The organism is Demequina sp. NBRC 110054 (genome assembly GCF_002090115.1).
GTDB lineage: Bacteria > Actinomycetota > Actinomycetes > Actinomycetales > Demequinaceae > Demequina.
The window spans coordinates 375,027-398,436 of the sequence record NZ_BBRK01000005.1; the positions used below are offsets into that span (position 1 = coordinate 375,027).

17 protein-coding genes are annotated in these 23,410 nt (G+C 70.7%); 7 read left to right on the forward strand and 10 right to left on the reverse strand.

Translation table 11 applies throughout. The annotated features are described in order from the left end of the window. The first annotated feature begins 150 nt into the window (after positions 1-150). Positions 151-423 carry an HPr family phosphocarrier protein gene (locus B7K23_RS11040; protein WP_084126627.1) on the forward strand — a complete coding sequence of 91 codons (273 nt, stop codon included), beginning with the start codon at positions 151-153 and terminating at the stop codon, positions 421-423. Beyond that, positions 420-2,102, forward strand: a complete 1,683-nt coding sequence (locus tag B7K23_RS11045) for a phosphoenolpyruvate--protein phosphotransferase (protein WP_084126628.1) — start codon at positions 420-422, stop codon at positions 2,100-2,102. Before B7K23_RS11040 ends, B7K23_RS11045 begins: the two co-directional genes overlap by 4 nt. A 60-nt stretch (positions 2,103-2,162) precedes the next feature. On the opposite strand, the gene B7K23_RS11050 is transcribed toward B7K23_RS11045, so the two are convergent. The 3 genes from B7K23_RS11050 to B7K23_RS11060 form a co-directional block, all read right to left on the reverse strand. Further along, entirely contained in the window at positions 2,163-2,750 is a 588-nt protein-coding gene (locus B7K23_RS11050; RefSeq protein WP_084126629.1) for a DUF1684 domain-containing protein, read from the reverse strand. Between the two features lie 96 nt (positions 2,751-2,846). Then, positions 2,847-4,001 carry a lactaldehyde reductase gene (fucO, locus tag B7K23_RS11055; protein ID WP_143338245.1) on the reverse strand — a complete coding sequence of 385 codons (1,155 nt, stop codon included), beginning with the start codon at positions 3,999-4,001 and terminating at the stop codon, positions 2,847-2,849. 282 nt (positions 4,002-4,283) lie between these two features. After that, positions 4,284-4,880: a TetR/AcrR family transcriptional regulator gene (locus B7K23_RS11060; protein WP_084126631.1), complete on the reverse strand. Its 597-nt coding sequence runs from the start codon at positions 4,878-4,880 to the stop codon at positions 4,284-4,286. 156 nt (positions 4,881-5,036) lie between these two features. Here B7K23_RS11060 and B7K23_RS11065 point away from each other — a divergent pair, with 156 nt between their 5' ends. From B7K23_RS11065 to treZ, 3 genes are all read left to right on the forward strand, one after another. Continuing rightward, entirely contained in the window at positions 5,037-5,483 is a 447-nt protein-coding gene (locus B7K23_RS11065; RefSeq protein WP_084126632.1) for an Ohr family peroxiredoxin, read from the forward strand. A 146-nt stretch (positions 5,484-5,629) separates the two neighbouring features. Next, positions 5,630-8,146 (forward strand): malto-oligosyltrehalose synthase, encoded by a 2,517-nt coding sequence (gene treY, locus B7K23_RS11070; protein WP_084126960.1) that lies wholly within the window; start codon positions 5,630-5,632, stop codon positions 8,144-8,146. Further along, on the forward strand, positions 8,143-9,882 hold the full coding sequence (treZ, locus tag B7K23_RS11075; protein ID WP_084126633.1) for a malto-oligosyltrehalose trehalohydrolase: 1,740 nt from the start codon (positions 8,143-8,145) through the stop codon (positions 9,880-9,882). The genes treY and treZ overlap by 4 nt, the downstream gene beginning before the upstream one ends. Before the next feature lie 37 nt (positions 9,883-9,919). On the opposite strand, the gene zapE is transcribed toward treZ, so the two are convergent. Genes zapE through gndA form a run of 3 tightly spaced genes read right to left on the reverse strand, consistent with a single transcriptional unit; the run spans position 9,920 to position 13,600 of the window. Further along, positions 9,920-10,903: a cell division protein ZapE gene (zapE, locus tag B7K23_RS11080; protein ID WP_084126634.1), complete on the reverse strand. Its 984-nt coding sequence runs from the start codon at positions 10,901-10,903 to the stop codon at positions 9,920-9,922. Positions 10,904-10,936: 33 nt separating this feature from the next. After that, positions 10,937-12,160 (reverse strand): carboxylate--amine ligase, encoded by a 1,224-nt coding sequence (locus tag B7K23_RS11085; protein WP_234996506.1) that lies wholly within the window; start codon positions 12,158-12,160, stop codon positions 10,937-10,939. 6 nt (positions 12,161-12,166) lie between these two features. After that, entirely contained in the window at positions 12,167-13,600 is a 1,434-nt protein-coding gene (gndA, locus tag B7K23_RS11090) for an NADP-dependent phosphogluconate dehydrogenase (protein WP_084126635.1), read from the reverse strand. Positions 13,601-13,702: 102 nt separating this feature from the next. Between gndA and B7K23_RS11095 the strand changes: the two genes are divergently transcribed. Together B7K23_RS11095 and B7K23_RS11100 are read left to right on the forward strand one after the other, a co-directional pair. After that, positions 13,703-14,263, forward strand: a complete 561-nt coding sequence (locus B7K23_RS11095; RefSeq protein WP_084126636.1) for a DUF3000 domain-containing protein — start codon at positions 13,703-13,705, stop codon at positions 14,261-14,263. Continuing rightward, complete coding sequence (locus B7K23_RS11100) at positions 14,260-15,561, forward strand: HRDC domain-containing protein (RefSeq protein ID WP_084126637.1); 1,302 nt, start codon at positions 14,260-14,262, stop codon at positions 15,559-15,561. The genes B7K23_RS11095 and B7K23_RS11100 overlap by 4 nt, the downstream gene beginning before the upstream one ends. Before the next feature lie 15 nt (positions 15,562-15,576). Here the strand turns inward: B7K23_RS11100 and dxs are convergent, their stop codons facing one another. The 4 genes from dxs to B7K23_RS11120 all read right to left on the reverse strand — a co-directional run bounded on the left by dxs (position 15,577) and on the right by B7K23_RS11120 (position 23,399). Next, positions 15,577-17,442, reverse strand: coding sequence for a 1-deoxy-D-xylulose-5-phosphate synthase (dxs, locus tag B7K23_RS11105; protein ID WP_084126638.1), 1,866 nt, complete (start codon positions 17,440-17,442; stop codon positions 15,577-15,579). A gap of 64 nt (positions 17,443-17,506) precedes the next feature. Beyond that, positions 17,507-20,203, reverse strand: coding sequence for an aconitate hydratase AcnA (gene acnA, locus B7K23_RS11110; protein ID WP_084126639.1), 2,697 nt, complete (start codon positions 20,201-20,203; stop codon positions 17,507-17,509). Between the two features lie 83 nt (positions 20,204-20,286). After that, positions 20,287-21,474 (reverse strand): class I SAM-dependent RNA methyltransferase, encoded by a 1,188-nt coding sequence (locus B7K23_RS11115; protein ID WP_084126640.1) that lies wholly within the window; start codon positions 21,472-21,474, stop codon positions 20,287-20,289. Next, positions 21,471-23,399 (reverse strand): APC family permease, encoded by a 1,929-nt coding sequence (locus B7K23_RS11120; RefSeq protein WP_234996507.1) that lies wholly within the window; start codon positions 23,397-23,399, stop codon positions 21,471-21,473. The genes B7K23_RS11115 and B7K23_RS11120 overlap by 4 nt, the downstream gene beginning before the upstream one ends. Between the last annotated feature and the right edge of the window lie 11 nt (positions 23,400-23,410).

Consider the following 23,410-nt stretch of genomic DNA (forward strand, 5'->3'; position numbering starts at 1 on the left):
TCTGTCCGCGAGGTACCGTCTCTGCCACTGACGGATTGTTACCGGTTCTCACGGGCAAGACCTGGATGTGGCTCACCAGCCGCTCCGGGTCTTTTTTGCTTCCCGGGCAAATCCGCCTCCAGCAACGGAGCTCGAGAAAGGGCACACGACATGCCTCAGCGCACCACCACCGTATTCAACAAGACCGGCCTGCACGCGCGTCCGGCCGCGACGTTCGCCAAGATGGCGGGCGCGTCGGGCCACGCGATCACGATCGCGAAGGAAGGCCAGCATCCGATCGACGCCGCGTCGATCCTGGGGATCATGAGCCTCGGCCTGGCATGCGGGGACACGGTCACTCTCGTGGGCGACGAAGGCTCGGATTCCATCCTGGAAGAGCTCGTGACGATGCTCGAGTCCGACCTGGACTCGGTGCCGGCATGAGCGTCACCACCGAGGCGGAGACCCTCGTCGGGATCGGCGTCGGCCGCTCGTGCGCTGTTGCGCCGATCGCCTTCGTCCACGCTGCGCCGAAGGCGCCCGCGAACGAGCCCGCTCCCGCCGATGTCGAAGCCGCCCTCACGACGGTGCAGGACGCGTTCGACGCGGTGTCCGCGAGCCTCCAGGCGCGCGCCGACGCCGCGTCAGGCGGCCTTGCCGAGGTCCTGCAGGCTACAGCGCTGATGGCCGGCGACGTCTCGCTGCATGGCGACGTCAAGAACCGCGTCACCGCCGGCACTGGTCCCGCGACGGCCGTGACCGAGGCGGTCGCGGGCTTCGCGGCGATGTTCGAGGCCGCCGGCGGCTACCTCGCCGAGCGCGTCACCGACCTCAACTCGGTGCGCGACCGCGTGGTGGCGCGCCTGCTCGGCGCGGAAGAGCCCGGGCTGACGCTCACCGAGCGCTCCGTCGTCGCGGCGGAGGACCTCTCCCCCGCCGACACCGCGACGCTCGACCTTGACCTCGTCGCCGGCATCGTGACCGAGCTCGGCGGCCCCACCGGGCATACCGCCATCATCGCCGGCCAGCTCGGCATTCCCTGCCTCGTGCGAGTCGCCGGGATCCTGGAAGTCGCCGAGGGGACCACGGTCGCCGTCGACGCATCCTCGGGCGAGGTCACCGTCGAGCCCGACGCCGCCCTGCAGGCCACCTACCTCGCACGCGTCGAGGCCGAGGCCGCACTGGCTGCCGACACCGCGCCGGGTGCCACGAGCGATGGCCACGCGATCCAACTGCTCGCCAATATCGGCACCCCCGTCGACGCGGTCCGTGCTGTCGCCGCTCACGCCGAGGGCGTCGGCCTGTTCCGCACCGAGGTGCTGTTCCTGGACGCCACTGACGCACCCACCGCAGAAGACCAGGCGGCGACCTACCGCGAGGCGATCGACGCGCTCGCGGGCCGCAAGCTCGTGGTCCGCACCATCGACGCAGGCGCCGACAAGCCCCTCGCATTCGCGACGCAGCTCGACGAGGAGAACCCCGCGCTCGGTGTGCGCGGCTTCCGTCTGGCCCGCACCCTGCCCGATCTCATCGACACGCAGGTCACCGCACTCGGGACCGTCGCAGACGACACCGTGTGGGCCATGGCCCCCATGATCGCGACCCCCGCCGAGGCCAAGGACTTCGCCTCACGCGCCCGCATCGCCGGCATCGGCAAGGTTGGCGTCATGGTCGAGGTTCCCGCCGCGGCGCTGCGGGCCGAGGCGATCCTCACCGAGGTCGACTTCGTCTCCCTGGGAACGAACGACCTCGCGCAGTACACGATGGCGACCGACCGCCTCCGCGGCGAGCTCGCGGATCTGCTCTCCCCGTGGCAGCCCGCCGTCCTCGAGCTGGTGCGCGCGACCGCGCAGGCAGGCGTGAAGCTCTCCAAGCCCGTCGGCGTGTGCGGCGAGTCCGCCTCGGACCCCCTCATGGCCCTCGTCCTCACGGGACTCGGCATCACCTCGCTGTCGATGTCGCCCGGGGCGCTGCCCGCGGTGCGCTACGCGATCCGCCACCACACGCAGGCCCAGTGCGAGGCGATCGCCGCGGCCGCGCTGTCCCAGGACGAGGCGGCGCCTGCGCGTGACGCCGCCCTCGCCCTGGTCGAGCCGCAGGTGCGCGAGACGCTCGGGCTCTGAGCTCGTGCCCGCGCCGGGTACCTCTCCAACCTCCCGGCGCGGGCACGTCCCTCGCGCGCGTCAGTGCGCTAGCAGCTCGCCGACGCTCACCGGCGCCTCGAGCGTGTTGCCGGGCCCGGGAAGCGGGCACACCCAGTCACTCGAGTAGGCGCACGAGGGCTGGTAAGCGAAGTTGAGGTCGACGACGAGGTCGTGCGGGCCGCCTCCGAGATCCGCGCCCTTCACGGTGTCAAGCACGTAGCGCCCACCGCCGTAGGTCTCCCCTGAGCCGTCGCGCAGCGGGACGAAGATCCCACCGCCGTAGCTGTCCAACCACCACACGTCGAGCGAACCCAGCTCCGGCACGTCGACGCGCCCCGCGCGCACGAACGGCACCACTCCGTCGGAGGCCGTCTGCACCTCCCACCGCTCGGGAGTCGCCGGAATGACCGGCAGGACGAAGCGAAACGCGGGGTCATAGGGCTCGACCCGTGCGCGGAAGCCCGCGCGGTCCGCGCCTGCGACGGGAGACGCGGGGTGCTCGGCGAGCAGCGCGTCCCGTCCTTCGACCCACCTCCGGTGTCCCTCGAGCGGGTCCGCGGCCGCGCGCACCGCGGAGTAGAGAGCGAACGTACGGCGCCGCCAGTCCCTGACATCCCAAGCGTCCATGAGAGAGACAACGGCGCCCCTCGCCGGCGTGTTCCCCACGACGCACGACGGCCGGGCCCCTCTGGGCCCGGCCGTCTTCGCGTGGATGCAGGCTGCTCAGCCGAGCAGCGCGCCGTAGAGCTCGGCGATCTCCTCGACGGAGGCCGCGCGCGGGTTGCCTCCCGCGCACACGTCGGCGAATGCCGCCTCCGCGAGGGGCTGGACGTCCTCGGGTGAGGCGCCCACCGCGGTGATCGTCGTCGGGTTGCCCAGGTCGGTCGTGAGCGTCGCGACCGCGTCCACGGCCGCCTTGCGGGCGTCCTCGAGCGGCATGGTCTGCGCGCCCTCGACGCCGAATGCCTCGGCGATGTCGCGGTACTTCTCTCCCGAAGCCTCGGCGTTGAACGCCATCACCGGGGCGAGCAGGATGCCGTTCGCGACACCGTGCGGCGCCTCGAAGAACGCGCCGAGCGGGTGCGCCATCGCGTGCACGAGGCCCAGGCCGACGTTCGAGTAGCCCATGCCCGCGATGTACTGGGCGAGAGCCATGCGCTCCATGGCCTTCTCGTCGCCGTCGGCCGCGTCCTTGAGGGCGCTCGCGATGACCTGGATGGCCTTGAGGTGGAACAGGTCGGACAGCTCCCACGCTCCCGCGGTGATGTAGCCCTCGATCGCGTGGGTCAGAGCGTCAAGGCCGGTGGCGACCTTGAGGCTGCGCGGCGCGGTCGCCATCATCTCGGAGTCGACGACCGCGAGCACGGGGATGTCGTGAGGGTCGACGCACACGAACTTGCGGCGGTTCTCGACATCGGTGATCACGTAGTTGATCGTCGTCTCCGAGGCAGTGCCGGCGGTCGTAGGCACCGCGATGATCGGCACGGCCGGGTTCTTGGTCGGAGCGACGCCCTCGAGCGAGCGCACGTCGGCGAACTCGGGGTTCGCGACGATGATGCCGATCGCCTTGCAGGTGTCCTGCGGCGAGCCGCCGCCGATGCCGATGAGCACGTCCGCGCCCGAGGCCTTGAACGCCTCGACGCCCGCCTGCACGTTCTCGATCGGGGGGTTCGGGACCACGTTGCTGTAGACCTCGTGGGCGATGCCGGCCTGCTCGAGCAGGTCCGTCACCTTGCCGGTCACGCCGGTATCGATGAGCACCTTGTCCGAGACGACGAACGCCTTGGTGAAGCCGCGTCCCTTGATCTCGCCGGGGATCACAGAGATCGAACCCGCTCCGAAGTAGGCCGTCTGATTCCAGATCATGCGCTGTGCCACGTTGCACCTCCAGTCGTGGGCCGGGTGGCCCGAGGGATGTTGACGGGTCGAGCCCGTTGAGTGAATCGTTTCAAACTCTCCACTCTCCTCGCCGGGACCGAGGTCCCGCGCGGCCCCCTAGGAGAGTCCGAACGCACCTCCGAGCATCGACCCGTGCACAGCGGCGAACCTGGGGCTCAGGTCCCAGGCCCGGGCCCGCGCCCGGGGCCCAGACGCGAGACGCCCCACGCGCGCACCGAGGCCAGAGGTGCGTGGCGCCTCCTCACGGCCGAGAGCGTCGGATCAGATCGATCGACCCACAATGGCCCCGACCGAGCGCTGGAGCGCCGCGGTCACACCCTCGACGTCACCGGTCAGGTAGCCAGCGACCATCGCGCCGTCGCGGAGCATCATGATCTCCGCGGCGCGATCCTCCGCATCGTCGACGCCGAGCGCCTCGAGCCTCGCGGCGATCTCGCCCGTGAGCCACTCGCGGAACCGCGTCACCACCGCGCGCACCGGATGATCGGGGTCGGCATACTCGGCGGCCGCGTTGATGAAGGGGCAGCCGCGGAATCCTGGCGCGCACATCTCATCGCCGACCGCGCGCGCGAGAGCCTCCATGCGTGCGGACTCCGGAAGCAGGGCTGCCGCCTCGACCACGCGCCTCGCGTCGTCCAGCTCCGCCTCGAGGTAGGCGACCACCAGGTCGTCCTTCGTCGGGAAGTGGCGATAGAAGGTGACCTTCGCGCAGCCCGCGTCGGCGAGGATCCGGTCCGCGCTCACGGCACGGATGCCCTGCTCGCGGAACATTCGCGAGGCCGAGGCGAGGATGCGCTGCCGCACCGGGCTCTCCGATGGCGCCGCAGCCTCGGAGCGCGCATGCACCGTCTGACCCATGACTCCTCCTCACCTGCCGACGGGCCGTCTTGCGACCCGGGGAACATTCTGCACCGCGTGGACGTAGACATACTAGTTCGTCTACATTGAACGACGAAAGGCCCGCGGCCCTCGGGACGCATCGTGTCCACCGCGCGCCGACCCGGAAGGAGCACCATGACCGCGAAGCCGAAGGTCTTCTACACCGCCACCGCCAAGGCCACGGGAGACGGCCGCAAGGGGCACGTCGAGTCCCCCGATGGCCTCATCGACCTGGACCTCGTGATCCCCAACCCGATCACCACCCCGAAGAAGGCCAACCCCGAGCTGCTCTTCGCCTCGGGCTACTCCGCGTGCTACAACTCCGCGTTCCAGAGCGCCGCGAAGAGCATGAAGATCAAGCTCGACGCGTCGCACGTCACCGCCAAGGTCGGCATCGGGCCCGTGTCGATGCACGAGTTCGCGCTCGCCGTCACGCTCGAGGTCGAGGCCTTCGGGATCGACCAGGCCACCGCCGAGCTGATCGCCGCCAAGGCGGACACGATGTGCCCCTACTCGAACGCGGTGCGCGGCAACATCGAGGTCGAGGTGCGGGTCACTGCCGTCGAGACCGTCGGCGCGTGAGCCGGGCGGGGCCGCCCGCTCCGCGAGGCGGCCCCGGCACCGATGCGCATGATTTTCGCTTTACCTGGCTTTGCCAGGGAATTAATACTCCCGTGACCGGTGTCTGACATGATTGAACCCGGACACCGACGATGGGAGTCACCTTCATGGCAGACGGACCGCACGAACGTACGAAGCGACTCGGACACCGCGCGGATGCGCCCGTTCCGACGTCCACGTACCGTCTTCAGCTGACGCCGGACTTCACGTTCGCGGACGCAGCGGATCGGCTCGACTACTTCGAGCGGCTGGGCGTGTCCCACCTCTACCTGTCCCCCATCCTGACGGCCGCGCCGGGCTCGACGCACTTCTACGACGTCGTCGACCACTCGCGGATCTCCGACGCCCTGGGAGGCGAGGAGGCGCTGCGCGACCTCGCCTGGCGCGCGGGAGAGCGGGGCATCGGCCTTATCGCAGACCTCGTCCCCAACCACATGGCCGTTCCCACCCCGGCGTACCACAACCGCGCCCTGTGGTCGGTGCTCGCCGAGGGGGCCGACTCGCCCTACGCGCACTGGTTCGACGTCGACTGGTCGAGCGGCGACCCGGTCCTCATGCCGGTGCTCGGGCAGCGCCTCGGGTCCCTGCTCGCGGGCGACGAGCTGCAGCTCGATCGGATGATCGTCCCCGGCTTCGAGGACGCGGGAGAGGTGCCGGTGCTGCGGTACTACGAGCACGTGTTCCCCGTGAAGGAGGGCACCGAGAACCTCCCGATGGCGACGCTCGTCGACGAGCAGAACTACCGCCTCGCGTACTGGCGCGTCGGCAACGAGGAGCTCAACTACCGGCGCTTCTTCGACGTCGGCTCGCTCGTGGCGGTGCGGGTCGAGGACCCCGACGTGTTCGACCAGACCCACCGCGTGATCGTGGACCTGGTGAAGGACGGCACGCTCGAGGGGCTGCGCATCGACCACCCGGACGGCCTCGCGGATCCCGCGGGCTACATCGAGCGGCTCTCGGAGGCGACGGACGGCGCGTGGATCGTCGTCGAGAAGATCCTCGAGGGAGACGAGCAGCTGCCGACCTCGTGGAAGACCGCCGGCACCACCGGCTACGAGGCCGGGTGGCGCGTCGGCGCGCTGCTGCGCGATCCGGCGGGCGCTGCGCCGCTCGCGGGGACGCTCTACAGGCTCACGGGGGACGCGCTCGGTGCGCTCCCGGAGCTGATCCAGGACGCGAAGCGAGAGATCGTCAAGGAGTCGCTGTCGAGCGAGGTGCATCGCCTGGCGAACCTCGCGCACCAGATCTGCGTCGCCGACGTGCGCCTGCGCGACCACACGTGGCGCGCGCTCTACGACTCGATCCGCCGCCTGCTCGTGGCATTCAACCGCTACCGCGCGTACGTCGTGCCGGGAACGCCCCCGAAGCCGATGTCGCTGGAGGCGATCGACGAGGCCGCGCACAAGGCGCGCGAGCTGCTCGATCCCGAGCGCTACGAGACCCTCGATGTAGTCGTCGAGCTCCTCAAGGGCAACGAGGTGGGCTCCGCGGGCCAAACCCAGGGCGCGACGAGGGCCGAGCTCATCACCCGCTTCCAGCAGGCGTGCGGCGCAGTCATGGCGAAGGGCGTCGAGGACACCGCCTACTACCGCTGGACCCACCTGCTCCCGCTGTGCGAGGTCGGCTCACCCGCCGCCCGATTCGCCGTGCCGCCCGCGGGCTTCCACGCGTGGGCAGGCGAGCAGCAGCACACGTTCCCCCACGCCATGACCTCGCTCACCACCCACGACACCAAGCGCTCCGAGGACGTGCGGGCACGACTCGGCGTGCTGAGCGAGGTGCCCGAGGACTGGGACGAGCTCATCAACCGTCTCCACACCCTCACGGCCGAGCAGATCCCGTCCCAGTTGGACGGTCGCATGGAGAACCTGTGGTGGCAGACGCTCGTCGGCACCTCCGACGAGGACGGCATGATGGAGTGGGAGCGGCTCTCGGGCTACCTCACCAAGGCGATGCGCGAGGCGAAGACCTACACCACATGGACGTCGGTCGACGAGGAGTACGAGTTCGCGGTCCAGAGCTTCGCGAGGGCTACCCACGCGGATCCTGACGTGCGTGAGCTCGTGCTCCAGTGGCATCACGACACCGCCGAGGGCGTCCGCGCGGCGATTCTCGGCGGCAAGTTGATCCAGCTGACGATGCCGGGCGTGCCCGACTGCTATCAGGGCAACGAGTGCGTGTCACCCTCGCTCGTCGATCCCGACAACCGCAGGCCGGTCGACTTCGACTCGCGTGACACGTCCCTCCAGCACCTGCTCAAGGGCGGCAAGGCGCGCACCCTGTGGGAGGAGAAGCTCCTCGTCACGATGAGGGCGCTCCACGCGCGCCGCGATCACCGCGAGGCCTTCGTGGGCGACGCCGCCGGCTACCAGGCGCTCGCCTCCTCCTCGGGCCACGCCGTCGTCTTCGCCCGCACGATCGGCGAGCGCGCCGAGATCGTCACCGTGGCGACGCGCGTCGCCCTCGAGCTCGAGAGGCTCGGCGGGTGGGCCGACACGACGGTGCAGCTGCCGGAAGGTCGATGGCGCGATGTGATCGGCAAGGCGGAGTTCGACGGTGGCATGGTGCCGCTCGCGTCGGTCCTGCGTCACCACCCGGTCGCACTGCTGGAGCGTGTCGCATGAGGGCCCGGGTCTGGGCACCGGACGCGGGCGACGTCCTTGTCCACGTGCGTCCCGACTCGACCGATCCGTTCGTCGAGCCGATGGACCGCGCGGAGGACGGCTGGTGGGTGGGCCCCACCCTGACGCCGGGCACGGACTACGCGTTCGAGATCGACGGCAACGGACCCTTCCCTGATCCGCGCAGCGCGTGGCAGCCGCACGGGGTGCACGGCTTCTCGCGGGCATTTGACTCCTCGGCGCACCGGTGGCACGACGCGGCATGGGCCGGCCTGGACGCACGCGGAGCAGTCACGTACGAGCTCCACATCGGCACGTTCACGGAGGGCGGGACGCTCGACGCGATCGACGCGGCCCGGCTCGAGGACCTCGCCTCGCGAGGCGTCCAGATGATCGAGCTGATGCCTGTCGCCGCCTTCCCTGGCGAACGAGGCTGGGGCTATGACGGCGTGTCGCTCTACGCCGTGCATGACGCGTACGGCGGCCCCGAGGCGCTGCAGAGGTTCGTCGACCGCGCGCACGTCGCTGGGCTCGCGGTGTGCCTCGACGTCGTCTACAACCACCTCGGCCCCGACGGCAACTACCTTGCGCAGTTCGGCCCCTACTTCACCGACGCGCATGACACTCCCTGGGGCTGGGCCGTGAACCTCGACCAGCCGCAGTCCCACGGCATGCGCGCGTTCATCCTCGACAACGCCGTGCGCTGGCTGCGCGACTTCCACATCGACTGCCTTCGCCTCGACGCAGTGCATGCGCTCCAGGACGACTCCGAATGCCATCTGCTCGCGGAGATGTCGGACACCGTGGCGGGCCTCGCGGCGAACCTCGGGCGTCCCCTGTCGCTCGTCGCGGAGTCCGACCTCAACCAGCCGTCGATGGTCACCCCGACCGCCGAGGGCGGGCTCGGGATGACGGCCCAATGGGCGGACGATGTGCACCACGCGCTGCACGCCTATCTCACCCAGGAGACGCACGGGTACTACGGGGACTTCGGCTCGATCGAGGCGCTCGACAAGGCGTACCGCGGCGTGTTCGTCCACGACGGCTCGTTCTCGACGTTCCGCGGCAAGGACTGGGGTGCGCCCGTGCCCATCGACATGGACCGCCGCCGCTTCGTCGTCTTCGCGTCCAACCACGACCAGGTCGGCAACAGGGCGCTCGGCGACCGCCCCTCCGCGCGCCTGAGCGAGGGCGCGCAGGCCGCCTCGCTCGCGCTGATCCTCCTCAGCCCCTTCACCCCGATGCTGTTCATGGGCGAGGAGTACGGCGAGACGACGCCCTTCATGTTCTTCACCGACCACGACGAGCCGCTCGGCTCGGCCGTCTCACAGGGCAGGATGAGCGAGTTCGCGGGCCACGGCTGGGAGGACCTCTACGGCGGATCTCCCGATGTCCCGGACCCGCAGAGCAGGGACACGTTCGTCGGCTCCAAGCTCGGCACGGAGCCGCCGGCACCCGAGACCAGGCAGAAGATCGAACGCTGGACCGCGGCGGTCATCGCCGCGCGTGCACGGACCCTCGAGCCCGGCGCCTGGGACGCCTCCCCGGTCTCCGTGACGGAGTCGGCGCCTCGCGTCGTCACCATGACCGGCCCCGTGACGGTCCACGCGAACCTGTCGGGCTCCCCCAGCATCGTCCCGGCCGGCGAGGTGATCGCCGCCTTCGGCGAGGTCGAGACCGGGGACGACGGCATCGTCCTGGGACCCGGCTCCGTGGCGCTCGTCGTCGCCGGACCCTGACCGGCTCCGGCGACAGACACGGCAGAGGTGCGCGGGTTCAGTCGCGCGTGGCCATCGCCGTGAGTCGCGAGACCGCCCGGAAGTACTTCTTGCGATAGCCGCCGCGCAGCATGTCCGCCGGGAAGACCTGATCGAGCGGGGCTCCCGAGGCGACGATCCGCACGTCCCGGTCGTACAGGCGATCGACGAGCGCGACGAGACGGAGTGCCTGCGCCTGGTCGCGCAGCGGCGCGACCTCTCGCAGGCCGAGGACCTCGATGCCCGCGACGTAGGCGCCGTAGCGGCTCGGATGCACGTGCCACAGATCGGCCACGAGCTCCCACCAGTCCTCGATCACGCCCGCCGGCTCTGCCCGCACCTCCTCGACGTCCTCCGCGCGTGCGGGCGCCGGGGAGGCAAGGTCGCCGCGGTGGCGGTAGTCAGGGCCGTCCACGGTCGCGACGGTGAACAGCCGCGCCACGGACTGGATCTCGCGCTTGAAGTCCTCAGCGGCGAAGCGGCCCTCGCCCAGGCTGTCGGGAAGGGTGTTCGAGGTCGCAGCGATCGCCACGCCCGCGTCGGTGAGCTCGCGCATGAGCCTCGCCATGAGGAGCGTGTCGCCGGGGTCGTCGAGCTCGAACTCGTCGATGCAGACGAGCGCGAAGCGGGAGAGCTCGGCGCGTGCGGCCGCGAACCCGAGCGCGCCGACGAGGTGCGTGTACTCGACGAACGTGCCGAAGGCGGCCCTGTCCCCGATCGCGTGCGCGGCAGCCGCGAGCAGATGGGTCTTGCCGACGCCGAATCCGCCGTCGAGGTACAGGCCCGTGCCCCCGCTGCTCGGACGCAGCCCGGGAATCCCGCGACGCACGGATCGGGTCGCGAAATCGCGCATCCGCTCGCGCGCAGCGGCCTGGCTCGGGTAGTCCGGGTCGGGCAGATACGTGTCGAAGGCTGCGTCCGCGAAGTGGGGCGGCGGGACGAGGTCGTCGACGAGGGCCGAGGGCGTGAGCGTCGGGCGCCGTCCGACCAGTTGCGGGGTCATGTCACGCGAGCCTATCCATTTGAGAAGCGCTGGTCAGTGGCCCGACTCGGTGGGTCGCGGGTAGTACTGGAGGTACTTGCGCCAGTAGTTCCACGTGAGCGCCGTGATGACGCCCCAGCGCTTGAGCGAGCGATCCTCCGGGTTGTGCAGCGGGCGCGCGATGCCTCGCTTCGCGACCTGACGGACGCGCTGCCGCAGGGCACGTTCCGGCAGGTAGCGCCGCAGCAGCGACAGGTGGACCACCGAGTACAGCACCGACTCGTCGCCGTGCACCGTCGCGATCGGCGAGCCATCCAGGTCGGCCATGACGTGGTGCGCGGGGTTCACTCCCGACGCGGTCGTGTACCAGTTGTTGCGCCCGATGCGCGGGTTGACCTCGAAGAAGACGTGCCGCCCGGTCCTCGCGTCCCGCTTGTAGTCGGCGTTCGCGAATCCGCGATAGTCCACACGATCCAGATAGCGCGTCATCGCGTCCATCGCGTCCGCGTACGGCTCGGTGAGGATCGCCGCCGGCACGCCGAGAGTCCCTGGGGTGTGCTCCTCGAGCAGCACGCGTCCGGTCACGAGCATCGTCACCCTGCCGCGCGCGTCGCGGTAGGCGGTGAGGGACCGCATCTGGGTCTCATCGCCCGGGATGAACTCCTGAAGCAGGTACGTGCCGGTGAATCCCGCCGCTCGCAGCCGCTCGAGCAGGTCGTCCACGTCCGAGCGGTCCTCGAGATCGTGGATCTTGAGCTTGCCCGGATAGTCGACGTAGTAGAACTCCGCGGACGAGGCGGGCTTGCCGATGACGGGGTACGTCAGCAGCTCCAGGTCCTTGTCGGGGCTCGGGACCCCGTCGGTGAACGACACCTCGATCGTGCGCGGCACCGGGATGCCGAGCGCCTCGCAGTCCGCCTGGAACAGCGCCTTGTCCGACACCCGCGCGAACTGCTCGGCGGTGCACATCGGCATCTCGTAGCGCGGCTCGAGCCGGTCCCGCGCGGCCGCGAGGGTCTCGACGTACCAGTCGGCGTTGGTGAGCAGCACGAGCCGCTCGTCCGGTCGCTCGGCGGCGATCTGCTCGAGCGCCGCGAGCAGCGCCTCCGCGTCGTCCACGTTCGCGATCACCTGATCCGCGAGGCGCGTGTGGGCGAAGGCCCTGGTGCGGACCCGCGACACGATCACGCCCCGCACCCCGTACGCCTCATTGAAGGCGCGCATGAGCGCGTAGGCGCCGATGTCTCCTCCGACGAGGACGGGGGTCGGGGCGCGCACCGCGGGTTAGGCCTCGACCTCGCTGCGGTCACCGGACCACAGCGTGTGGAAGGTGCCCTCGACGTCGACGCGCTTGTAGGTGTGCGCCCCGAAGAAGTCGCGCTGACCCTGGATCAGCGCGGCCGGCAGACGCTCCGCGCGCAGCGCGTCGTAGTACGCGAGCGACGAGGAGAACGCGGGCGTGGGAACGCCGCTGAGCGCGGCCTGCGACACGATGCGGCGCCACGCGCCGACGCCGCCGCACAGGACGTCCGAGAAGTACGGGTCCACGAGCAGCGAGGCGAGATCGCCGTCGCGCTCGTAGGCCTCGGTGATGCGGTTGAGGAACTGCGCGCGGATGATGCAGCCGCCGCGCCAGATGCGGGCCATCGCGCCACGGTCGATGTCCCAGCCGAACTCCTCGGAGGCCGCCTGGATCTGGTCGAAGCCCTGCGCGTACGCGACGACCTTCGACGCGTAGAGCGCGAGCCGCACGTCCTCGATGAAGCCCTCGCGGTTGACGATGTGCCAGTCGCCGGTCGAGGCGGACAACACGTCGCGCGCGGCCTCGCGCTGGGCGATCTGGCTCGAGATCGCACGGGCGAAGGTCGCCTCGGCGATGCCCGTCACGGGAACGCCGAGGTCGAGCGCGCTCTGCACGGTCCAGCGGCCAGTGCCCTTCTGACCGGCCTGGTCCGCGATGACGTCCACAAGCGGCTTGCCCGTCTTCGCGTCGACCTGCTTCAGGACCTCCGCGGTGATCTCGATGAGGAACGACTCGAGGTCGCCGTCGTTCCACTCGGCGAAGATCTCACCGATCTCAGCGGGAGTCAGGTGGAGCGCCTCACGAAGCACCTGGTATGCCTCGCCGATCAGCTGCATGTCGGCGTACTCGATGCCGTTGTGGACCATCTTCACGAAGTGGCCCGCGCCGTCGGGGCCGACGTGGGTGCAGCACGGCACGCCATCGACCTTGGCGGAGATCTTCTCGAGGATCGGGCCGAGCGTCTCGTAGGACGCCGCGGGTCCGCCGGGCATGATCGACGGGCCGAGCAGCGCGCCCTCCTCGCCTCCCGACACGCCGCAGCCGACGAAGTGGAGGCCCTTCTCGCGCAGCGCGGCCTCGCGCCGACGCGTGTCGGGGAAGTGGGCGTTGCCCGCGTCCACGATGACGTCCCCCTCCTCAAGGAGCGGGATCAGCGAGTCGATCACCGCGTCGGTGGCCGCGCCCGCCTGCACCATGATCACGATCTTGCGCGGGCGCTCGAGCGCGGCGACGAAGTCCTCGAGCGACTCGCAGCCGACGAAGTCGCCCTCCTCTCCGTGCTCCTCCAGAAGTGACGTCATCTTCTGCGGCGAACGGTTGTGGACAGCGACGGTGAAGCCGTTGCGCGCGAAGTTGCGGGCCAGGTTGCGACCCATGACCGCGAGCCCGGTCACACCGATCTGAGCGAGGGACATAGCACTTCCTTACGTCGGGGAGAACTCCGCGTACCAGCCTAGAGGGTGCGCGACAGCGTGGCGTACGATGCGGGGAGCACAGGCGGTCCTAGTCTGAAGATCATGGCACCCGACCTCGCCTCGGCACCGCCCGCCTTCCAGGAGGCGCTGCGGTCCATCGCGGACGCGCGGATCAGAGCGGACGTGCGGGTCTCCGAGAGCCCCGCTCCCACGCGGATAGCGCCGTACGCCGCAGCGATCGACGGTGAGGTGCTCGGCGAGGGCGTCGAGGGCACCGGCAGGTTCGTCCTGCTGCACGACCCCGAGGGCCAGGAGACCTGGGACGGGACGCTGCGTGTCGTGGCGCTCGTGAAGGCGCTCGCGGACGCGGAGGTCGGTGCGGACGACATCTGGGCCGATGTCGCGTGGTCGCGTCTCGAGGAGGCGCTCGAGGATGTGCCGCACCGGCACAGAGGAGGAACTGTGACGAAGGTCGTCTCGAGGTCGTACGGGGATCTCGACGAGCGCCCGGACGAGGTCCGGGTGGAGCTGCGCGCGTCGTGGACCCCCGAGGACTCGCGGATCGGCCCGCACGTGCAGGCGTGGACGGAGCTCCTCGCCTCGTGCTCGGGGCTGCCCCCCGTGCCCGAGGGCGTCACCCTTCTTCCTGGTGGTCGCGCATGAGCACCGACGCCCAGGCCGAGGACGCCGCTCAGCGCGCGGCCGAGAACGGCGAGCAGGGACAGGACGTCGAGGCGCCCGCCGCCGTCCCGCTCACCGAGCCTGAGGGCGGCGTCCCGCCGATCATCGACACTCCCGAGGCGCTCGCGGAGGCCGTCGCTGCCTTCGCCGCCGGCACTGGCCCGGTCGCGGCCGACGCCGAGCGCGCGTCAGGCTTCCGCTACGGGCAGGCGACGTATCTGGCGCAGTTCAAGCGGGAGGGCGCGGGCATCGCGCTGATCGACACCGCAGCGCTGCCCGACCTGTCGAGCCTTCAGGAGGCCGTCCGCGACGCCGAGTTCGTCTTCCACGCCGCGAGCCAGGACCTGCCGGGCATGCGCGAGCTGGGCATGGCCCCCGCGGCGGTGTTCGACACCGAGCTCGCCGCGCGCCTGCTCGGGTGGCCCAAGGTCGGCCTCGCGGCCGTCGTCGAGCGCGTGCTCGGCCTCGCCCTCGCCAAGGAGCACTCGGCGCAGGACTGGTCCACGCGTCCGCTCCCCCACGACTGGCTCGTGTACGCCGCGCTCGACGTGGAGGTGCTCGTCGAGGTGCGCGACCACCTGTACGCCCAGCTCGAGGAGGCAGGCAAGCTCGACTGGGCCCTCCAGGAGTTCGAGGCCGTGCGCCTTGCGGGCCCGCCCGAGCCGCGCCCTGAGCCGTGGCGTCGCACCTCCGGCACGCATCAGGTCCGCGACCAGCGCGGCCTTGCGATCGTCCGTGAGCTGTGGCTCAGCCGCGACAGGGAGGCGCAGCGCCGCGACATCTCCCCCGGCCGTGTGCTCAGGGACGCGGCGATCGTCGCTGCCGCCCACGCACGACCCGAGTCCTACGAGGCTCTCATCGAGCTTCCCGAGTGGCGCTCGCGGGGCACCAAGCGCGCCGCGCCGCGATGGTGGCCCGCGATCGAGACCGCGCTCGCGATGCCGACCGACAAGCTTCCGAGCCGGCGTGGCCCCAAGGGCGACGGCCCGCCGCCGCCTCGGGCGTGGAGCGACAAGCGCCCCGAGGCGGCCGCGCGGCTGCAGCTCGTCAAGCCCCGGATCGCGGAGCTGTCCGAGCAGCACGCGATCCCCGCCGAGAACCTGATGCAGCCCGACGCGGTGCGCCGCGCCTGCTGGGAGCATCGTGGGGGCGGAGAGCCCGGGATCCGCGCCCTGCTCGCCTCTCGCGGCGCGCGTCAGTGGCAGATGGACCTCATCGCTCCCGTGCTCGCGGAGGCGTTCGCCGAGGCCGCCGCGCAGCAGGACTCCAACCAGGGCTGACCGGGGCCGGACGGCCTACGACAGCAGCGCGCCGACCTTCTCGGCGATCGCCGACGGGTCGAGCCCGATGCTCTCCACGATCTGCGCCCGGCTCGCGTGGTCCAGGAACTCGCGCGGCACGCCGTGGTGCGTCCAGCGCGCGGTGCGACCCGCGAGGCGCGCGAACTCCGCCCACTCCTGGCCGACACCGGCATCGGTGAGGCCGTCCTCGACCGTGACGACCAGCTCGGCATCGCCGAGCACCTCGAGCAGTCCCTCGGGCACCGGTCGCACCCACGTCGCGGTCGCGGCGACCACCGCACGGCCCTCTGCAGCGAGCTTGCCCGCCACCTCGACCGCAGTGGACGCCATCGCGCCCACTCCGAGCACGACCACCTGCGCGGCCCCCTCGCCGAGCTCGGCGAGGATCTCGACGTCCTCCACGCGGCGCAGGGCCGGGAGGCTGTCCCCCACGGCGCCCTTCGGGTAGCGCACGACGGTCGGCGCATCGTCCACGTCGAGGGCCTCGCGGAACGCGGACCGCAAGGTCGCCTCGTCCCTCGGCGCAGCGAGCCGCAGCCCCGGGACATGCCTCAACAGCGCCATGTCCCACATGCCGTTGTGGCTCGCGCCGTCGTCGCCGGTGATGCCGGCGCGGTCGAGCATGAACGTGACCCCGGCCTTGTGCAGGGCGACGTCCATGAGCACCTGGTCGAACGCGCGGTTCAGGAAGGTTGCGTAGACGGCGACGACGGGATGCATGCCCGCGAAGGCGAGTCCGGCGGCGCTCGTGACCGCGTGCTGCTCCGCGATGCCGACGTCGATGACCCTATCGGGGAACTCGTCCGCGAACGGCTGCAGCCCCACGGGTGCGAGCATCGCGGCGGTGAGCGCCACCACGTCGTCCCGCTCCCTGCCGACCTTCACCATCTCGTCGGCGAACACCTTGGTCCACCCGAAGCGCGACGGGACCACGGGCAGTCCGGTCTCGGGGTGGATCTGCCCGACGGCGTGGAACCGGTCGGCGACGTCCTGCTCGGCGGGCGAGTAGCCACGGCCCTTCTGCGTGAGCACGTGCACGAGCACCGGGGCGCCGTAGTCCCGCGCCTGCCGCAGGGCGAGCTCGACGTGGCGCTGGTCGTGCCCGTCGATGGGTCCGATGTACTTGAGACCGAGGTCCTCGAACATGCCCTGGTCCGTGAGCAGACCCTTGAGCGCCCGCTTGCCGTGCATGACGGTGTGATACGCGAACGTGCGCAGCCGCCCGCGGCCCGCGAACGTGCGCTTGCCCCAGCCCAGGAACTGCTCGTACCGCGGGTCGACGCGGACGCCGTCGAGCTTGCGTGCAAGACCGCCGATCGTGGGCGCGTACGAACGGCCGTTGTCGTTGACCACGATCACGACGCGGTCGTCGCTGTCCGCGAGCGAGTTGAGCGCCTCCCAGGCCATGCCGCCCGTGAGCGCCCCGTCACCGATCACCGCGACCGCGGCCCGGTCGTCGGCACCCTTGAGCGAGTTCGCGCGACCGATCCCCGCGGCCCACGACACCGCGGTCGACGCGTGGGAGTTCTCGACGACGTCGTGCTCGCTCTCGGTCCGCGACGGGTAGCCGGAGAGCCCGCCGCGCTGGCGCAGCCCCGAGAAGTCCCGCCGGCCCGTGACGAGCTTGTGCACGTACGACTGGTGACCCGTGTCGAACACCAGGGAGTCGCGAGGGGACTCGAAGACGCGGTGCAGCGCGAGAGTGAGCTCGACCACGCCGAGGTTGGGGCCCAGATGGCCGCCCGTGCGCGACACCGAGTCGACCAGGGTGTCCCTGATCTCCTCCGCGAGCTCGCCCAGCTCCTCGTACGTGAGTCCCCGCAGATCCTGCGGCGACTCGATGCGCTCCAGCACGCTCACTCCTTACTTCTCGCTTCGGGGTCACACCACCTTACGCGGTCGCGCCCCCACCGCGAACGCCGGATCAGGCGTTCACGAGGGAGCGGAGCACGTACTGCAGGATGCCGCCGTTGCGGAAGTAATCGGCCTCGCCGGGGGTGTCGATGCGCACCACGGCGTCGAACTCGACGACCGAGCCGTCCGCCTTGGTCGCCTTCACGGGAAGCGTCTTCGGGTGCTCGCCGGCGCTGAATGCCGTGACGCCCGAGATGTCGAACGTCTCGGTGCCGTCGAGGCCGATCGAGGCGGCCGACTCCCCCGCGGGGAACTGGAGCGGGAGCACGCCCATGCCGATCAGGTTCGACCGGTGGATGCGCTCGAAGCTCTCGGTGATGACCGCGCGGACGCCCAGCAGGCGCGTGCCCTTGGCCGCCCAGTCGCGCGACGAGCCCGAGCCGTACTCCTTACCCGCGAGCACCACGAGCGGGATGCCGGCCTCGGCGTACGCGACGGAGGCGTCGTAGATCGTCGTCTGCTCGCCCGTGAGGTGGTCCTTGGTGAAGCCGCCCTCGACGACGTTGCCCTCGGCGTCGGCGAGAAGCAGGTTCTTGAGGCGGATGTTCGCGAACGTGCCGCGGATCATCACCTCGTGGTTGCCGCGGCGCGAGCCGTACGAGTTGAAGTCCCGACGCTCGACACCGTGCTCGGCGAGGTACTTCCCTGCCGGGCTGTCCGCCTTGATCGAACCGGCGGGCGAGATGTGGTCGGTCGTGACCGAGTCGCCCAGCAGCGCGAGCACGCGTGCGCCGGCGATGTCCTCGACCGGCTCCGGCGCGATGCCCATGCCCTCGAAGTACGGGGGCTTGCGCACATAGGTGGAGGAGTCCTCCCAGTCGAACGTCTTGCCGTCCGGCGTGGGCAGGCCCTGCCAGCTGGCGTCGCCGGCGAAGACGTCCGCGTAGTCCTTCTCGAACATCTCCTGCGTGATGGACGAGCCGACGATCGACTCGACCTCGGCGGCATCGGGCCAGATGTCCTTGAGGTAGACGTCGGCGCCGTCCGCGTCCTGGCCGAGCGCCTGGGTCTCGAAGTCGAAGTCCATGGTCCCGGCGAGCGCGTACGCGATGACGAGCGGCGGCGACGCGAGGTAGTTCATCTTCACGTCGGGGTTGATGCGGCCCTCGAAGTTGCGGTTTCCGGACAGCACCGAGACGACCGTGAGGTCGTGCTCGTTGACCGCGCCGGACACGGGCTCGGGAAGCGGACCCGAGTTGCCGATGCAGGTGGTGCAGCCGTAGCCCACGAGGTGGAATCCGAGCGCCTCGAGGTCGGGCCACAGCCCGGCCTTCTCGTAGTAGTCGGTGACGACCTGCGAGCCAGGCGCCATCGAGGTCTTGACCCACGGCTTGGACGCGAGGCCCTTCTCGTTGGCGTTGCGCGCGAGCAGCGCCGCGGCGAGCATCACCGACGGGTTCGACGTGTTGGTGCACGAGGTGATCGAGGCGATGACGACGTCGCCATCCTTGAGCGGCACGGTCTCGCCGGCCTCGTTGACGTAGGTCGCGTCCTTCGCGTCACCCGCGCGGACCTGCGAGATCGCCTTCTCGAACTGCGGCTTGGACTCGGACAGCGCCACGCGGTCCTGCGGACGCTTCGGCCCGGCGATCGACGGCACGACGGTCGACAGGTCCAGCTCGAGGTACTCCGAGAAGGTGGGCTCGACGTAGCCGGGCGCGGACGGGTCGTGCCACATCCCCTGCTCCTTGGCATACGCCTCGACGAGCGCGACCTGGTCGGCCGAGCGGCCCGTGAGGCGCAGGTAGTCGATCGTGACGTCGTCGATCGGGAAGATCGCGGCGGTCGAGCCGAACTCGGGGCTCATGTTGCCGATCGTGGCGCGGTTGGCCAGCGGCACCGCGCCGACGCCCTCGCCGTAGAACTCGACGAACTTGCCGACCACGCCGTGCTGGCGCAGCATCTCGGTGATCGTGAGCACGACGTCGGTCGCGGTCGCGCCGGCGGGGATCGCGCCCGAGAGCTTGAAGCCGACGACGCGCGGGATGAGCATCGACACGGGCTGGCCGAGCATCGCGGCCTCGGCCTCGATGCCGCCGACGCCCCAGCCGAGCACGCCCAGGCCGTTGATCATCGTCGTGTGCGAGTCGGTGCCGACGCACGAGTCGGGGTAGGCCTGGGTGACGCCGTCGGCATCCTTGGTCATGACGCCGCGCGCCAGGTACTCGAGGTTGACCTGGTGGACGATTCCGGTGCCCGGGGGCACGACCTTGAAGTTGTCGAACGCGGTCTGGCCCCAGCGCAGGAACTGGTAGCGCTCGCGGTTGCGCTGGTACTCGAGCGCAGTGTTGAGCTCGAGCGCGTCCTTGCGTCCGAAGATGTCGATCACGACCGAGTGGTCGATGACCATCTCGGCGGGCGCGAGCGGGTTGATCACGGTCGGGTCGCCGCCGAGCTCGGCGACGGCCTCGCGCATCGTGGCAAGGTCGACGACGCACGGCACGCCCGTGAAGTCCTGCATCACGACGCGCGCGGGCGTGAACTGGATCTCAGTGTCGGGCTCGGCCGACGGATCCCACTCTGCGAGCGCCTTGACGTGGTCGGCGGTGATGTTCGCGCCGTCCTCGGTGCGCAGCAGCGCCTCGGCGAGCACCTTGAGGGAGTACGGGAGCTTCTCCAGCCCCTGCACGGCGTCCAGCCGGTAGATCTCGTAGTTCCGGTCTCCCACGGCCAGGGTTGCCTTGGCTCCCAGGGTGTTCACGCTCATGCGGCTCCTCCAGTGCTCTCGATCGGATTCATCCTAGCCGCGTGTGACGTGTCATCGCCCTGAGCGCGCGGCCGCGCGTCACGTCACCTCGCTGCGAAGGAGGCGACGGTCTCGATGTGATGCGTCATCGGGAACAGGTCATGCGCCTGCGCCTCGATGAGGTCGTAGCCCGCGTCGCGCAACAGCGCGGTGTCGCGCGCGAGCGCGACGGGATCGCACGCGACGTAGACGATGCGGGGCGCGCCGAGCGCCGCGAGGGCGGCGATGTTGCGCGCCTTCGCGCCGGCGCGGGGCGGATCGAGGACGATGCTGGCCTCAGACCAGTCCCGCGAGGTCGCCTCGCGCATGAGGAACTGGCGGACGTCGGCGCCGACCGCCTCCGCGCCGGGGCGTCCCTTGAGGTTCGCGGCGAGCGCGGGAGGCACCTTGCCATGCTCGGGGGCCTCGACGGCCACGACGGGGCGGCCCGCCACGGCGACGGGCAGCGCGAGCAGCCCGGCGCCCGAGTACAGATCCAGCACGGGACCCTGCGGGAGGAGCCTGGACATCACGGCGTCCACGAGGACCCCGGGGGCCTCGCGGTGCACCTGCCAGAAGTCGGCGGCGCGCACCTTGTAGGCGAGCTCGCCCTCGCCATGGACGACGGCCTCGTTCAGCCACAGTCTCCGGGCCTCGCCTCCCGAGGTGGTCACCACGATCTCGCCCGTCGACGTCGCGGTCACGTCGATGCGGGTGCCCGGCGTGGCGCGTGCCTTGAGGAGCGCCGTCTCCGCCTCGGACACCGCGAGCGGCATCTCGATGAGGGCTCGCCTCTCTCCCGTGGAGGGGACGACCATCGAGGGACGCCCGTCATCGCCTGCCGTCGCGCTCACGCGAGTGCGGTACGCGAGCCCGCCACGCGCGTCGTCCCCGGGGGCGGGGTGCACCTCGCCCTCGAAGGGGACACCGGCGAAGCGCTCGAACGACTCCACGAGCACGGAGTGCTTCCACCGCCGCTGCGCCTCGAGGGACGCATGTCCGAGCTCGGCGCCGCCCACTCCCCCGGCGCCCGCCTCGGGCCAGGGATGCGCGACACGGTCGGGCGATGCCTCGAGCACCTCGACCGTCTCGGCCCTCCAGAAGCGCGCGTCGGGCGCGTCGTCGGCGACCTCCGCGACGACCGTCTCTCCCGGCAGGGCGTCGCGCACGAACACCGCGCGTCCCTCGTGCCGCGCGACGCAGTGGCCGCCGTGCGCGGGTGACCCGACCTCGACCGTGATCCGTGCGGTCATGACGCCCTCTCCCCGTTCGGCCCCTGCGGGCGCGGCTCCTGGTTGCCCGACTCCTGCACGGCCGCGATCTCCGTCGCCCTGGCACGTGCCGACTCGAGCTGCCACGGCACCGCCGACACGACGACGTTGGGCACGTGCAGGAGCTGCTCGCGCAGGCGCTCGGTCGCCTTGTTGTGCAGGAACCGCTCCCACCAGCGTCCCACGACGTACTCGGGCACGTAGACCACGACCACGTCGCGCGGGCTCTCGCGATGCAGATGGCGCACGTGCTTGAGCACCGGCCCTGCCAGATCGCGGTACGGGGAGTCGAGCACGATGAGCGGCATCCCCATGGTGCGGCGTCCCCATTGGCGCTGGAGCTCCTTGGCGGCGTGCTTGTCGGTCGCGACTGCGACCGCCTCGAGCCGCGAGTGGCGCGCGGCCTTGGCGACGGCGAGCGCGCGCATCGCGGGACGGTGCAGCTGGGCGATGAGCACGACGCCATGGGTCGCGCTCGGCAGGGCGTCCGAGCGGTCCTCGGGAGTCAGCTGGACGTCCTCCTTCATGCGGGCGTAATGCACATGGATGGCCCGCATGAGCACCACGAGGAGGACCATCGCGGCGATCGCAACCCAGGCTCCGGCAAGGAAGTTGAAGATGACGACGATGATCCACACCATGAGCGCCACGAGCGCGGCGACCGCGTGGAGCGCCCGCCGCACGTGCTGCTCCCGCCGCCTGCTCGCCGAGCCCTCGCGCTCGAGCACCGCGCTGAAGTGGCGCACCATCGCGACCTGGCTCAGCACGATCGACGCGAAGACGCCGATGACGTACATGTGCACGAGCACCAGCAGGTCCGCATCGGCCGCGATCACGACGAAGGCGGACGCGAAGGCGACAGTGAGGACACCGCCGCGGAACACGAAGCGGTCGTTGGCCATCGACAGCTGGCGAGGAAGGTACGCGTCGCGCGACAGCAGCGAGGCGAGGTTCGAGAACCGTCGGAACACGGCCGACGCGGCGGCGTAGAGGATTCCGGCTGCGGCCAGTCCCACGATCCAGACCGCGGAGGGCTGATCGGTGACGCGGTCGGTCACCTGCAGCAGCACCGGTCCCTGCACCCAGCCGGTCACGCGGAAGCGCCACGCGAGCCAGATCACGGCGAGGAAGGCCGCGCTCGCCGCCACTGCGGCGATCAGCACGGTCCGGCCCGCGCGCAGCCCGCGGGGCGGCGCGTGATACGGCCCCGATGACGCGAGGTGCTCGATTCCCGTGACCATCACCGCGCCGGACGAGATCGCTCCCGCGAAGGCCAGGAAGACGGAGCGCGTGACCTCGGGAGGCTCGGGGGCGGTGATCTCGAGCGCGGGGAACGCGACCCCGACCACGACGAGCACGCCGATGACCACGAGGAACCCGAACCACACGGCGAGCAGCACGCGCGTCCGGTCACGGATGCCTCGCAGGCTGAGAAGAGTCATGATCGCGATGACGCTCACGCCGACCACGCGCTGCCAGCCGTCCGCCTGAGGGACGATGTAGACGACGATGCCCGTGATCGCGGACACCGAGACGGCCACCGTGAACAGGTAGTCCACGAGCAGCGCCGCGCCCGTCACGAGGCCGGGGCCCGATCCGAGCACCTCGCGCACGAGTCCGTAGTCGGCACGCTCGTCGGGTCGGCTGCGCACATTGGAGCCGTACGCGACCGCGAGCAGCAGCAGGATCGCGACCACACCGAGCCCCACGGCCATGGACGCCGTCTGCTGGCCGCCGCTGCGCAGCGAGGAGATGATCGCGTCGGGCGCGTACGCGACCGCCGACAGCAGCCCCGCGCCGAACACCGGAAGCGCCAATCGCGTACGCAGCAGCACCGGCGTCGCGCGGTCGGTAGCCACCGGGCTGCCGAACACGAGGCCCTTCATCTTCCTCAGAAACCCTCGCACGTCGCACCATC